Genomic DNA, 15,101 nt, shown 5'->3' on the forward strand with positions numbered 1-15,101 from the left:
TTAGCGAAGCAGGTGTAGCGGTGAATGCACCGTTTAAGCGAAAGCAGAGTCAAGCTTGCTTGAGCTATGCTGAGCGTAGGTGCTTCAACAAGGTTAACTTTTTGTTTACTTTTTTGGCTATAGAAAAAAGTAAAAGCCTGTCCGGCTGGAGGACGAAGAAAACTAAGAACTCTCCCTAAATCCCTCTCTCAAAGAGAGGGACTTGAAGACTGTAGAACGAAAGAGAAATATCTGATGAACTTGGTACTTAAAATATAATTCTGATACGACTACCCTGATCTTATATCAGATACGAATTAAAGCAATACACACATTTTTAATTTTTACATTATACAAAAAAGAGAATCTTTATATTTCATAAAAACTCTCTCTCTTTTTCACAAGGTTATATATATCCCTACTTCTTATTTCTTATTTCTTATTTCTTATTTCTTATTTATATAATCTACAATCCACTCTCCCACTTCGCTTGTCGAATACGGCTTTGCACCATCCGCAATATCTTCGGTAACAAATCCCGCATCCATACTGGCTGCAACAGCCTCGCGAATAAGAGCACCTTCGTCCATCATCCCGAAAGCATATTCAAACATTAATGCTGCCGACAGGATAGTAGCCAACGGGTTGGCAATATTCTTTCCTGCCGCTTGCGGATATGAGCCATGTATAGGCTCGAAAACTGAAGTATGTAATCCAATAGAGGCCGAAGGCAACATTCCGAGTGAGCCGGTAATTACCGAAGCCTCGTCGGTCAGTATATCACCAAAAAGATTCTCCGTAACCAATACATCAAAGCTCTTAGGCCACTGGATAATACGCATCGCCGCATTATCTACAAACATATATTCCGTTTCGATATCAGGATACTGCGGAGCTATTTCCTGAGCTATCTGACGCCACAGGCGCGAAGTAGCAATCACGTTAGCTTTATCCACCACGGTCACTTTCTTCCTGCGCTGTCCGGCATACTTGTACGCCAGATGAAGAATACGCTCCACTTCCTCGCGCGTATAAACACAAGTATCGTAGGCTGTATTACCATCTTCGCTCCTACCCTGAGGGCGTCCGAAATACATACCGCCCGTAAGCTCACGGATACACATAAAATCAGCACCGTCAACCAATTCGGCACGCAGGGGAGATTTATGAATGAGCGAAGGAAAAGTTGTTACAGGGCGTATGTTTGCATAAAGCCCTAGTTCCTTGCGCATTTTTAACAGTCCCTGCTCCGGACGCACTTTTGCCGAAGGGTTGTTGTCATATTTCGGGTCGCCTATTGCCCCGAAAAGAACAGCATCCGATTGCATACACAAATCATGTGTTGCCTGCGGGTATGGCTCACCAACCTGGTCGATAGCTGTAGCTCCTACTATGCCATGTGTGTATTTTAGTTCGTGCCCGAATTTTCGGCAAATAGCTTTAGTTACGTTCAACGCCTGCTCTACAATTTCCGGTCCGATACCATCGCCGGGTAATACTGCGATATTCAATGTTTTCATCTATAATGTGTTATTTTAAAATTCCATATAATAATTGTTTTTCCTCAACCTGCAACAAACAAGTTTTCCGGCTAAATCAGGTTCAACATTTTAAAAGTTGCCTTAATAGCAGATTCTACCTGGTCGGCATCAAGTCCCGAAGTTTTCAAAACATGTCCGTTCATATCCCAAGTAATAATAGTATGCACCAATGCATCGGTACGTCCACCGGGGGGAATGCTTACGTTGTAATCTAATAATACAGGATGCGGCTTATCCAAACGGTCGTATATTTTCCACAGAGCTTTCATAAAGGCATCGTATTGCCCGTCACCGCTCGATGATTCCTGATATTCTTTACCTTCAATTTCGATAGCGATATTTGCAAGCGACTTCAACCCACGCGAGAGCGAAAGAGAGTAATTGATAATACGGATATTCTGCTCTACGTCCTCACTCTTCAACACATCCGAAATAATATACGGAAGGTCATCTTGCGTAACCATTTCCTTCTTATCGCCCAGCTCAATGATACGCTCGGTAACCTTTTTCATGGTTTCCTCGTCAAGCTCCATATCCAGATTTTCGAGGTTTTTCAGTATATTGGCTTTGCCCGAAGTTTTACCCAAAGCATATTGGCGTTCGCGCCCAAAGCGTTCAGGCAATAAATCGTTGTAATACAGGCAGTGTTTATTATCGCCATCGGCATGTACGCCTGCCACCTGAGTAAACACGTTTTCGCCGATAACAGGCTTATTTGCAGGGATGCGGATACCCGAATATGACTCGACAACACGGCTTACCGAATTAATTTTTTCTTCGCGGATATTGGTTTTCACTTTCAACTGGTCGTGCAACACCGCTACAACGCTGGAAATAGGAGCATTTCCGGCACGCTCACCCAACCCATTTACCGTAACATGCACACCTTTCACTCCTGCTTTCACTGCCTCATACACATTGGCAACTGCCAGGTCGTAATCGTTATGCGGATGAAAATCAAAATGTAAATTAGGGTAGCGTTCCACCATCTTACAGCAAAATTCGTAAGTTTGCTCCGGATTCAGCACACCTAAGGTGTCAGGCAACATGAAGCGCTTAATAGGTTCGTGCTGCAATGCGTCAACCATGAAATAAATGTATTCTTCAGAATCCTGCATCCCATTCGACCAATCTTCGAGATAGATATTTACGTCAACACCCATGCTTTTAGCATTGGCAAGCACTTGCTTAATATCCTCCGCATGCTGTTCAGGCGTTTTCTTCAGTTGATGCGTACAATGCTTCAACGACCCCTTGCAAAGCAGGTTCAGCACTTTGCATCCTGCATTGCGTATCCAGTCGAGCGAAGTACGCCCGTCAACAAACCCAAGCACCTCCACCTTGTCGATATGCCCGTTGGTACGTGCCCATTGGGCTACTTTCTTAACCGAAGAATATTCCCCTTCCGAAACCCGTGCCGACGCAATCTCAACCCTGTCGACATTCAACTCCTCGAGCAAGAGGCGTACTATTCCCAGTTTCTCCTGCACGGCAAACGAAACCCCCGATGTTTGTTCCCCATCGCGGAGAGTTGTGTCCATTATTTCAACCATAATTCAAAAATATGACTAATTTGCAAATATGCCAATGTGCCAATACTGTTGCTAATCAAAAATTAGTCTTATTGGCAAATTATTTATTGGCAATTTTTATGTTCGTATTCCTCTATCAACTCTTTCTTGCTCAACAGGTAATCTATATCATCCAAGCCTTTAAGAAAACACTCTTTTTTATACGTATTTATTGCAAACGATTCTGACTTTCCGGTAGCATTGTTGGTTATCGTTTGTGCTTCGAGGTCGATAGTAAGAGTCATTTTAGTGTCCTGTTTCACTGCATCAAAAATATCGGCAAGAAACTGCTCTGAAACAACCACCGGAAGCACAAAATTATTCATTGCGTTATTTTTAAAAATATCAGCAAAGAAACTTGACACTACTACCCGAAAGCCATACCCTGCTATCGCCCAAGCAGCATGCTCACGACTCGAGCCTGAACCGAAATTTTTTCCGGCAACTAATATCTCTGCCCCTTTGTACTTAGGCTCGTTCAGCACAAAGTCTTTCTTCTCATCCCCATTGCTGTCATAACGCCAGTCGGCAAAAAGGTTATCTCCAAAGCCCTCCTTCGATGTTGCTTTCAGAAAACGGGCAGGGATAATCTGGTCGGTATCTACATTCTCAATAGGCAACGGTACTATTGTTGATGTTAATGTTATAAATTTTTCCATATGTTATTTAATGTGCCAATATGACTAATATGCTAATGTGCCAATTAAGTTTGAAACCTACCTATTAGACTTGGCAGAATATATTATTCTATTTATTATTTTTTGAATCTCTTTTATATTACCCAATAGTTCCTCGCTAAATGGATAATTTTCAGAATACTTACAAAGCAAAAGCCAATATTCTGTTTCTTCTGCTTCTTTAGCTGCGATTTTAAATTTATGAATAAAATCGGCTTTACTCTCACAATTTTGTGCCTCACGAGCATTAGCGCCAATAGAAGTGCCACTTCTGATTAACTGTTTAGCAATAGTATATTTACGATGCTCTTCCAGTATTTCTACAAATGAAATTATTTTCAATGCAAAATTAAAGGTTAAATCTAAAATTTTATTTTCTGTCGGATACTCTTTCATTGTAAATCAAAATCATTGGCATATTATTCTTATCGGCACATTGGCACATTGGCATATTTCATTCATCCTCTTGGATCGGTGATGCGACCTGTAACAGCAGCAGCAGCAGCTACAAGTGGACCTGCCAAAATCGTTCGTGCTCCGGGCCCCTGACGTCCTTCGAAGTTACGGTTCGAGGTTGATACGGCATACTTTCCTGCCGGAACTTTGTCATCGTTCATCGCCAAACACGCCGAACATCCGGGTTGACGCAGTTCGAATCCCGCATCATGTAAAATTTTGTCCAAACCTTCTGCCTTTATTTGCTTCTCCACCGCCCAACTTCCGGGAACTAACCATGCAATAACATTATCCGCTTTTTTCCTCCCTTCTACATAATTGGTAAATGCACGGAAATCTTCGATACGTCCATTGGTACAGCTTCCAAGAAAGACATAATCAATGGACTTACCCAACAACTTTTCGCCCGGTTTGAAGCCCATATAGTCTAATGATTTTTCAAACGAAACGCGTCCGGCTGCATCTATTTGGTCTAACGTTGGAATTGATTCGGTTATCCCCATACCCATGCCGGGGTTAGTACCATAAGTTACCATTGGCTCAATGTCCGCTGCATCAAATGATATTTCTTTATCAAAAACAGCACCTTCGTCTGTTTTCAAGGTTTTCCAGTAAGCAAGCGCTTTTTCCCATTCCTCGCCTTTCGGGGCAAATTCCCTGCCCTTCACATATTCAAAGGTAGTCTCGTCAGGAGCAATCATACCACCACGTGCCCCCATCTCAATAGAGAGGTTACACACTGTTAAACGACCTTCCATCGACATGTTTTTAATCACATCACCTGCATACTCCACAAAATATCCGGTTGCGCCTCCCGTTGTCATTTTTGATATGATATAAAGCGCCACATCTTTAGGGGTGACACCTTCTTTCAGCTTTCCGTTCACCAAAATGCGCATTGTTTTGGGTTTCGACTGAAACACACATTGCGTAGCAAGTACCATTTCGACCTCGCTTGTGCCAATACCAAATGCTACCGCACCCATTGCACCATGTGTAGAAGTATGTGAATCTCCACAAACCATTGTCATACCCGGAAGCGAAAGTCCGTTTTCAGGCCCTACCACGTGTATAACTCCGTTTTTCTCGTGCCCCATCGGATAGTAATTTACACCAAATTCCTTAGCGTTTTTATCCAACGTATCTACCTGATTTTTCGATACTGGGTCTTCGATAGGCTTTTCCTGATTTACAGTAGGGATATTATGGTCGGGCATACAGGTAATCTGCTGGGGACGAAAAACCTTCAATCCTCGCTTACGCAACCCGTCAAAAGCCTGCGGACTTGTAACCTCGTGACAGTACATCCTGTCGATATACAGCTGGGTAGGCCCATCATCTACCGACGATACAACATGGGCATCCCAAATTTTATCAAAAAGAGTTTTCATTTTTGTCTATAGTCAACTATCAACCGCCAACTACTTTGTTGAAGGCCTACAATCAACATTTTTTTATTCGTTTGTATTATTTTGTTTTAAATATAAAATTAGGCTTCTCATAGTCATAAGATTACAACTACTATTTCACAAATTTATTTATCGCATCAATATAGGCTTCGACCGAAGCGGCTATAATATCGGTATTTGCTCCAAAGCCATAATAAACCGAGCCATCATATTCTACCTGCATATGTACTTTACCTACATCGTCGCTTCCACGGTCGATAGCCTGAATGGTAAATTCCTGCAATGTCATTTTACGCTTAATGATTTGTTTCAGTGCGTTAATTGCAGCATCTACAGGCCCGTTGCCCGAAGCGGCAGCTTCAAATTTTTCGCCCGCTATAAGTAATCCTACACTCGCTACTGGTTTTAAACCTACCCCCGAAGTCACTTGCAGGTAATCTAATTTTATACGGCGTTGTTCGGAACGCTCCATACCGGCAAGCATCAACACATCATCATCATTTATATCTTTTTTCTTGTCGGCCAGTTTCAAAAATTCTTCATAAATCTTATCCAATTTACCATTGTCCACCTCAACACCAAGTACGCTCAAACGGTGTTTCAATGCTGCGCGCCCACTACGAGCTGTAAGCAAAATGGCATTTTCATCAATGCCCACATCTTTAGGATCCATAATTTCATAGCTTTCACGGTTTTTCAACACTCCATCCTGATGGATTCCCGATGAATGGGCAAAAGCATTACGCCCAACTATCGCTTTGTTGGCTTGTACGGGCATATTCATTAGGCTCGAAACTAAACGGCTGGTCGAATATATCTTCTGAGTATTAATCTGAGTATCAATATTCAGGCCTTTGTGACATTTAAGAATCATTGCTACTTCTTCAAGCGAAGTGTTTCCCGCACGCTCACCAATTCCGTTCATCGTTACTTCAACCTGACGCGCACCGTTCATTACTCCGGCAATAGTATTAGCTGTTGCCATACCCAAATCGTTGTGGCAGTGGGTAGAAAGGATAGCTTTATCTATACTTTTCACATTCTCCATCAAGAACTTGATTTTTTCACCGTATTCCGTCGGAAGGCAATAACCTGTCGTATCCGGTATATTAACCACCGTTGCACCTGCCTTAATCACGGCTTCGACTACCTTTGCCAGATATACATTATCGGTACGTCCAGCATCCTCGCAATAAAACTCAACATCTTCAACATACTTTTTAGCATATTTTACGGCAGCAATGGCACGCTCCAAAATTTCATCCTGTGTTGAGTTAAATTTATATTTAATATGATATTCGGAAGTACCAATCCCTGTATGTATCCGTTTGCGTTTTGCATATTGCAAAGCCTCTGCCGCTACATCAATATCTTTCTGTACACCACGGGTCAAAGCGCAAATAACGGGCCAAGTAACAGCTTTTGAAATCGCAACTACCGAGTTGAAATCACCCGGACTGGAAATAGGAAAACCCGCCTCAATCACATCCACACCGAGAGCTTCCAGTGCACGGGCTACCTGAATTTTCTCCACTGTGTTTAACTGACATCCGGGTACCTGTTCGCCATCGCGCAACGTGGTATCAAAAATAAATAATCTTTCCATCTTTTTTAGTTAGAAGTTACAGGTCTTTTTTTTAAAACCGGCAAACAATTTATATTTCTAAAGAAAAAGCCTTTCTCATATCAGTGAGAAAGGCTTTTTTATATTTTATCTTATTTCATATTTACATACCAAACTCACTTCGTCTTAGGGCATAAGAGAATAATAATGCTTAGTATGTTAATAATAAAATTCATATCAATTCTTCGTGTTGTTGTTTTTCAAACACAATGCAAAGATAGTGCTATTTTTCAAACGCGCAATACAAAAGTGTAATTTTTTTCTATTTTTATCTTTCAATTCAAAAGAAAAACAAACACAAAACTCTTAATTGAAACCACAACCGCTTAATTTAATACGAATTATAACAAAAAAGAGGTGAATTTATTATAATCCACCTCTTTTGGTATTTTTTTCCGAATAAATTAATTTCCTATTTCCGAAAGGAATTTTATCCGTATTAAGCGAATTTCCGTCTCGCTGTAATCATCTTCGCCTAATTCGTTCAACGCCTCTTGAATATCGTCAGTCTCGGCCGAGTTGAAATAATCAAAAATTTCGTCAACCCTGTCCGGATCCATTACCTCATCCAAAAAGTAATCTATATTGATTTTTGTACCCGAATATACAATGGCTTCTACCTCATCAAGCAATTCGCTTATATCAAGCCCTTTTGAAATAGCAATATCATCCAATGCTATTTTTCGGTCGATAGCCTGTATAATAGCCACTTTCAGTTTCGATTTATTGGCAACTGTACGAACACGCAAATCTTCGGGACGCACAATTTCGTTTTCCTTAACGTGCTCTTTTATCACTTTCAGAAACTCCTCGCCATAACGTTTGGCTTTGCCAGCCCCTACCCCCGGAATGTTTTGCAACTCTTCCATGCTGATAGGATAGGTAGTAGCCATAGCCTCCAACGATGGATCCTGAAAAATAACGAACGGCGGAACTTCCAGTTTTTTCGATAGTTTTTTCCGCAAATCTTTTAATATAGAGAACAATACATCATCAGCAGCACATGTTCCTCCTGCCGTACGTGCGGTTGTTTCTTCATCTTCTTCCTCAAAATCAGTATCCTTAACCACCGGAAATGGCTGAGGTTTTTTCAAATATTCTTTTCCGGCAGGCGTAATCTTCAACAAACCATACGTTTCAATATCCTTAGATATGTATCCAGCTATCATAGCCTGACGTATAATAGCGTGAAGGAAACGTTCTTCCTCGTCGGATGCAGCAGCAAAGTTTTCAAGTTCGTCATGCTCATACGATTTCACATCCGAGGTTTCGTTCCCTTTCAGAATATCTACTATATGTTCTGCCTTAAACTTTTCTTTTAAAATCTGAATAGTTTCTAATATCAATAAAAGTAATTCCTGAGTATCTTCTGTTTTACGTGGTTTCATACAATTATCACAATTTCCACAATTTTCCTGATTATATTCTTCTCCAAAATAATGTAACAATAATTTCCTCCGGCATACCGACGACTCTGCATATGCCTGAGTCTCCAACAATAGCTGGTTTCCTATCTCCTGTTCGGCTACGGGTTTCCCCTGCATAAATTTACGCAACTTATCAAGGTCTTTGTACGAGTAAAATGTAACACACTGCCCTTCGCCTCCATCGCGCCCTCCACGCCCGGTTTCCTGATAATAACCCTCCAGACTTTTAGGAATGTCGTAATGAATAACAAAACGGACATCGGGCTTATCAATACCCATACCAAAAGCAATGGTGGCTACTATTACCTGAACTTTCTCCATCAGGAACTTGTCCTGATTCTCGCTTCGTGCAGCAGCGTCCATACCTGCATGGTACGGAAGAGCCAAAATTCCGTTTACCTGTAAGTTGGCAGCTAATTCTTCTACCTTTTTACGGCTTAAACAATAAATAATACCGGACTTGCCTGCTTGCGAACGTACATACTTAATAATGTCTTTTTCTACATCATTTGTCTTCGGACGTACTTCATAATACAGGTTCGAGCGGTTGAATGAAGACTTAAACACCGTAGTATTAAGCATTCCAAGGTTTTTCTGAATATCATGTTGCACTTTAGGCGTGGCTGTAGCCGTAAGCGCAATAATAGGTGCGACTCCTATATTATTAATTATAGGACGGATGCGCCTGTATTCAGGACGGAAATCGTGTCCCCACTCTGAAATACAGTGTGCTTCATCTATTGCATAAAATGATATCTTAACCTGATGCAGAAAATCTATGTTTTCTTCTTTAGTAAGAGACTCGGGCGCAACATAAAGCAATTTTGTTTTACCCGATAATATATCGTTCTTTACTATTTCAATTGCATTTTTCGACAGAGTGGAATTCATAAAATGCGCCACCCCGTCTTCTTCGCTGAAATTGCGCATAGCATCTACCTGATTTTTCATCAACGCAATAAGCGGCGAAATAACAATGGCAGTACCTTCCATCAGCAGAGAGGGTAATTGATAGCAAAGCGACTTTCCCCCACCTGTAGGCATCAATACGAAAGTATCTTTTCCGGAAAGCACGTTTTGAATTATAGCCTCCTGTGTTCCTTTGAACGTATCGAAACCAAAGTATTTTTTAAGATATGTAGTTAATGTTGTTGTTTGAGCCATAAAAACCTCTCAAAAAATGGGAGTGCGAAAGTAATTCTTCTCCCCGAATAAATCACAATCCTAAGCATAATTTTATCAACAATTTTGCTTCTGAATATTTTTCACTCAATAATCCAATCTTATTTAAAAACAAAATTATAAACAGATTTGGAATTTGCAAGTTTTTTAGGCTAAATTTTGCCTAAAACAAAGGAAGCTATTGAAAAAAGGGGTATAAAATCCTGATTTTCTAACTTAGGTATCCGCCGGAGATAAAATAATCTGAAAAAATCTGCACATCGCTCTCTTTGACGGGAGATTCGAAAATACCATATACTGACGAGCCGGAACCCGACATGGAAGCATATATGGCACCTAAATTGTACAGATTATCCTTTATCTCTCCTATCTCAGGATAGAGAGAAAATACAGGTTTTTCAAAATCATTTACAATCAGGTTTCGCCATTCTGACATAGGGGTAGTTATCAACTCCTTGAGTGAGGTTTCCGGCTTTTGGGGTGTGATTAGCGAATAAGCCTGAGGGGTAGACACATGAATATCGGGCTTTACTAATATCAAAAAATAATCTTTCAAAGACAGTTTTACAGGAGAGAAAACATTTCCTGTTCCCGAAGCAAAAACAGGTTTATTGCGAATAAAGAACGGGCAATCGGCACCTAATTCGACTGCAAATTGCTCAAGCTTTTTTACGGGCAAGTTTAAATTAAAAAGGTCGTTCAACACTTTCAGCATGAAAGCAGCATCGGAAGACCCTCCGCCCAAACCGGCTCCAAAAGGCACTTGTTTTATCAGCGAAATATCAATAGCAGGCAGTTCGTATTCACTCTGCAACAACCGATATGCCTTGACAACCAAGTTGTTTTCCGGATCACCTTCAATCGTAAAGCCATCTGAGGAAAAACTATAATCAATACAAGTTTCGGATGGAGATACTTCCAAAACATCAGAAAGGCCTATAGGGTAAAAAACCGTCTCAATGTTGTGATAGCCATCGCTCCGTTTCTCGGTAACATTAAGTCCTATATTTATTTTAGCATTGGGATGTACAATCATTGCATTATATTCATTTGTCTGCAAAGATAAAACAAGAATCTATATAAATAAACCCTTAAAAGTCGCCCACCCTTATATCATCATCTACAGCCACAATACTATCTACCACAAACTTGCTGAATCCCCGCCAAGGTAAAGCTCCCAAATACTCTTTATAATGCAGTTCCAACGTTTTTCCGCTCGAACGCATAAGCTCCTCAGCAAGCTCCTTATTAACCACTGAAAATTCAAACTCATACGACTGGATTGTACCTGCTTTTTGCCCACGGAATCCGGTTTGTATCATTTTACCTTCGTAGGTTTTAAAAACATAACCTTTGTGCACCAAATAGTTTAATTCTCCGGCTTTTACGCCTTCGCCAAAAACAAAATAAAATTTGAAATATATAAATGCCGCTAAAATTAAAACTACGCACACCGAAATAATTGAAATTACCTTTGTTTTGCTTGCCATTTCTCTTTCATATTTTTTGTGATACAACTACATCTTTGTTTTATACAACAAATGAAACGAAAAAAGTTTCATTCAACAAATAAAATCATTCATTTTTTCGAATGATAAAAAACACACTTATATTCCGATTAACAAATTTTATTGGAAAAACTTATACAATTTATTGTCAGATAAGCGAAATTATAATTTCCTTTGCAACTAAGTTCATTAATATTTCACATAATTACTGCTTAAAAGCCAAAAAAAATGATAACAAAAAAATCAAAAATTGTAGTTTTAAGTTTATTGGCAACCTTATCATTAAACTTATTTGCCCAACAATTACAAACACTTCCTATCGACCCTAAAATTCGTTATGGACAGTTGGAAAACGGCCTTACCTATTACATCCGTCACAACGAAAATCCAAAAGAAAGAGCCGAGTTTTATATAGCACAGAATGTAGGTGCTATTTTAGAAAATGATGATCAGGATGGGCTGGCTCATTTCCTCGAACATATGGCCTTCAACGGAACTAAAAACTATCCGGGCAAAGGTATTATTGAGTATTTTGAATCAATCGGAGTAAAATTTGGCTCCAATATCAACGCTTATACTTCGCTTGACGAAACTGTTTACAATCTATCTAATGTACCGACTGTACGTGAAAGCGTAATCGACAGCGCATTGCTCGTTTTACATGATTGGTCGAGCTTCATTGCATTGGAAGCAGAAGAAATTGACGCTGAAAGAGGAGTAATCCTCGAAGAATGGAGAACGGGTCAGGGAGCAAACCGACGCCTATGGAAAGAACTAAACAAAACAAAATATCCTGATTCGCAATATGCCATACGCGACGTTATTGGAGACACTGCTGTTATCAAAAACTTTGACCACCAATCTCTGCGCGATTTTTACCATAGATGGTACCGTCCTGATTTGCAAGCGGTATTAGTAGTGGGAGATGTAGATGTGGATGTAGTTGAAGAAAAAATAAAAATTTTGTTCGCTGATATACCACGTAAAGAAAACTTTGGCGAACGCCCTGTCTATCCTATTCATGATAACGAACAACCCATAGTTGCAATAGCTACCGACCCCGAAGCGCGTAATACACAAATAGGTTTGGAATATAAACAAGAGAAACTTCCTGCTGAGTTCAAATTATCAGTCAATGGTTATTTGGTTCATACCATTAATTCGCTGATTTCAATGATGATGAACAATCGGTTTGACGAAATTACCCAGCAAGCCGATGCTCCGTTTGTAGCAGGTTTTGCATATTATGGAGAATTGGTAAAATCAAAAGATGCATTACACCTGATTGTTGTTCCACACGAAGGCCGTGAGCTGGAGGGACTAAACGCATTATTGCTTGAAGCTGAAAAAGTAAAACGTTTTGGTTTTACTTCCTCTGAGTTGGAAAGAGCAAAATCTGACATGCAAACACACTTAGAAAAATTATACAACGAGCGCGACAATCAACAAAACAACTCGTTGATACGCGAATATGCGCGCCATTTCCTAACTGACGAGCCTATCCCCGGTATCGAATGGGAATATACATCATTACAACAGATGTTGCCCCAATTAGAAGTTGACATGGTAAACCGGATTGCAAAAGCATTCATCCCCGAAGATGATTCGAACATGATAGTTTCTATTGCCGCACCCGAAAAACCGGAGGTTATCATCCCCGGCGAAGAACAAATTTTAGAATCTATAACCAATGTAAAATTAGCTGATTTGTTGCCAAGAGAAGAAGATAATTTAAACAAACCATTGATAGAAAAGGCCCCCAAGGCAGGTAAAGTAAAAAAAGTAACACAAAATAATGCTCTTGGTACTACTGAATGGATGTTGAGCAATGGAATAAAAGTAATTTTCAAACCAACAAAATTCAAACAGGATGAGATATTAATGACTGCATACAGCGACGGAGGACTTTCTAAAATAGATGAAGTAGAAGACCTGCCGTCGGCTGCTTTCTCAACTATGATTGTTCAATACAATGGATTGGCAGACTACAACAATGTAGAGCTTAAAAAACTACTGACCGGGAAAATAGTAAATGTAAAACCATATATAGAAAACTACGATGAAGGGTTTAGCGGTAATTCTTCCGTCAAGGATTTTGAAACAATGATGCAATTGACTTATTTGTACTTCACAGCCCCAAGAAAAGATGATAATGCGTTTCAGGCTATGACAAACATGTTCCGTACATCTTTAGCCAATCGCGATAAAGACCCTCAGGCAGCATTTTCCGATTCGGTCAATGTTACTTCGTTAAGTCATAATCCACGCTTACTTACAACCAATCTTGAAACTATAAACAAGATAGACCAAGATAAAGCTATTGAGATTTACAAGGCAAGATTTGCAATGCCTGCCGATTTCATATTCATTTTCACAGGTAATATAAACCCGGATGATAAAGCCACAAAGGAAATAATCTGCACCTATTTAGGAGGACTGAAATCGAAAAAAGGAAAAGAATCGTACGTCGACCGTAATATACGTTACGCCAAAGGAGATGTGAAAAATTATTTCGCAAAGGAAATGCAGGTAAAAAAAGCATCAAATTTCATTATGTATAATGCCACTATTCCTTACAATTTACAGAATATGACCACCATTACCGCTATCAGAAACATATTAAATATGCGTTACATGGAGAGTATCCGCGAAAAAGAAGGAGGATCGTATGGAGTAAGAATTAACAGTGGCTTAAGCAAAATTCCTGTGGAGCAAGCCGTTATCAGAATGCAGTTTGACACCGACCCTGAAAAGCAAGAAAGGTTGATTGGCATTATTCATCAGGAAATCAACGAAATAATTAATAACGGGCCACGGGCTGATGATCTACAGAAGGTAAAAGAAAATCTGTTGAAACAATATGAAGAAGATTTGAATGAAAATCCTTGGTGGCGTAGAACTTTGGTCAATTATTATAAGAACGACATCGACTTTGTTACTGATTACAAGAAGTCGGTAGAAGCTCTGGATCAGGAAATGATCCAATCTTTATTGAAACAGATTGCAGAACAAAACAATGTGCTTGAAGTAGTAATGATGCCAAAAGAGTAATATTTAAAATTACAAAATCCAAGTTTGCAATAAAAGACACTGTCCAAAATAATTCTGTTTGAATAGAATTTATTTTGGGCAGTGTCATATTATTTCTTAGCATGGAAGGAAGACATCGTATTTTTACACATAGCGACAGGGTAATACCTCCCCGCACCTGTGAGGTATTCACTCCAAGCCATCGCAACAAATTCTTTACCTCGTATTTATAAGGCTGCACGCTTGCGCCTATTGGGACATTTTTTTATATCTGCAACCAACATGGAATAAGGTGGTAAGAGTCAGTTGTCGCACAAATTTTATCAAGGAGGAGGTATTTCTAACAGTAGAAATATCTCCTTTCTTTTTGACTTATTCGCATGAGATAAAGTAGGAAATAATTGAAAATCTCCATAAATAGTCCCTAAATACTGCAAAATCAAGTCTCAGGGATAAAATCATAACCTATTGTAATTCAGCAAATTTCGTTGCCAACAAAATGAGTTTAATTATTTTTAACTTTTACATATTTTAACACCAATTCCGCTTTTCACCTGTATTTCAGTGAGTTATCTCATTTTTGGATAGCATTAACGAAAAGTCATTTAATTTCTCAAACGTATTGTATAGTTCTTAACGAAGAAAAATAGGATTCGGAGAAGGAAAATTTTGATAACACAAAACTAAAATTTAATAT

General features: G+C 39.5%; 10 protein-coding genes. 1 reads left to right on the forward strand and 9 read right to left on the reverse strand.

Annotation, left to right across the window (positions count from 1 at the left end; all coding sequences use genetic code 11):
• Nucleotides 1–425: 425 nt before the first annotated feature.
• From leuB to D0T49_RS11630, 9 genes are all read right to left on the reverse strand, one after another.
• Nucleotides 426–1,499, reverse strand: coding sequence for a 3-isopropylmalate dehydrogenase (gene leuB, locus D0T49_RS11590; protein WP_163631642.1), 1,074 nt, complete (start codon nucleotides 1,497–1,499; stop codon nucleotides 426–428).
• A 71-nt stretch (nucleotides 1,500–1,570) separates the two neighbouring features.
• The gene (locus D0T49_RS11595) at nucleotides 1,571–3,073 is read right to left on the reverse strand and encodes an alpha-isopropylmalate synthase regulatory domain-containing protein (protein WP_163631645.1); all 1,503 of its coding nucleotides are present in this window, start codon (nucleotides 3,071–3,073) and stop codon (nucleotides 1,571–1,573) included.
• Between the two features lie 83 nt (nucleotides 3,074–3,156).
• Nucleotides 3,157–3,750, reverse strand: coding sequence for a 3-isopropylmalate dehydratase small subunit (gene leuD / locus D0T49_RS11600; protein WP_163631648.1), 594 nt, complete (start codon nucleotides 3,748–3,750; stop codon nucleotides 3,157–3,159).
• A gap of 57 nt (nucleotides 3,751–3,807) precedes the next feature.
• On the reverse strand, nucleotides 3,808–4,164 hold the full coding sequence (locus tag D0T49_RS11605) for a four helix bundle protein (RefSeq protein WP_163631651.1): 357 nt from the start codon (nucleotides 4,162–4,164) through the stop codon (nucleotides 3,808–3,810).
• A 62-nt stretch (nucleotides 4,165–4,226) separates the two neighbouring features.
• Nucleotides 4,227–5,615: a 3-isopropylmalate dehydratase large subunit gene (gene leuC, locus D0T49_RS11610; protein WP_163631654.1), complete on the reverse strand. Its 1,389-nt coding sequence runs from the start codon at nucleotides 5,613–5,615 to the stop codon at nucleotides 4,227–4,229.
• Nucleotides 5,616–5,745: 130 nt separating this feature from the next.
• Nucleotides 5,746–7,239 (reverse strand): 2-isopropylmalate synthase, encoded by a 1,494-nt coding sequence (locus D0T49_RS11615; RefSeq protein ID WP_163631657.1) that lies wholly within the window; start codon nucleotides 7,237–7,239, stop codon nucleotides 5,746–5,748.
• A 422-nt stretch (nucleotides 7,240–7,661) separates the two neighbouring features.
• Nucleotides 7,662–9,848 carry a DNA helicase RecQ gene (recQ, locus tag D0T49_RS11620; RefSeq protein WP_163631660.1) on the reverse strand — a complete coding sequence of 729 codons (2,187 nt, stop codon included), beginning with the start codon at nucleotides 9,846–9,848 and terminating at the stop codon, nucleotides 7,662–7,664.
• Nucleotides 9,849–10,077: 229 nt separating this feature from the next.
• Nucleotides 10,078–10,902, reverse strand: a complete 825-nt coding sequence (gene ispE / locus D0T49_RS11625; RefSeq protein WP_163631663.1) for a 4-(cytidine 5'-diphospho)-2-C-methyl-D-erythritol kinase — start codon at nucleotides 10,900–10,902, stop codon at nucleotides 10,078–10,080.
• 55 nt (nucleotides 10,903–10,957) lie between these two features.
• Nucleotides 10,958–11,356 (reverse strand): hypothetical protein, encoded by a 399-nt coding sequence (locus tag D0T49_RS11630; protein ID WP_163631666.1) that lies wholly within the window; start codon nucleotides 11,354–11,356, stop codon nucleotides 10,958–10,960.
• Nucleotides 11,357–11,602: 246 nt separating this feature from the next.
• Between D0T49_RS11630 and D0T49_RS11635 the strand changes: the two genes are divergently transcribed.
• On the forward strand, nucleotides 11,603–14,425 hold the full coding sequence (locus tag D0T49_RS11635) for a pitrilysin family protein (RefSeq protein ID WP_163631669.1): 2,823 nt from the start codon (nucleotides 11,603–11,605) through the stop codon (nucleotides 14,423–14,425).
• Nucleotides 14,426–15,101 lie beyond the last annotated feature (676 nt).

Origin of the sequence: Paludibacter sp. 221 (genome assembly GCF_010501035.1) — a bacterium.
Lineage (GTDB): Bacteria > Bacteroidota > Bacteroidia > Bacteroidales > Paludibacteraceae > QVMH01.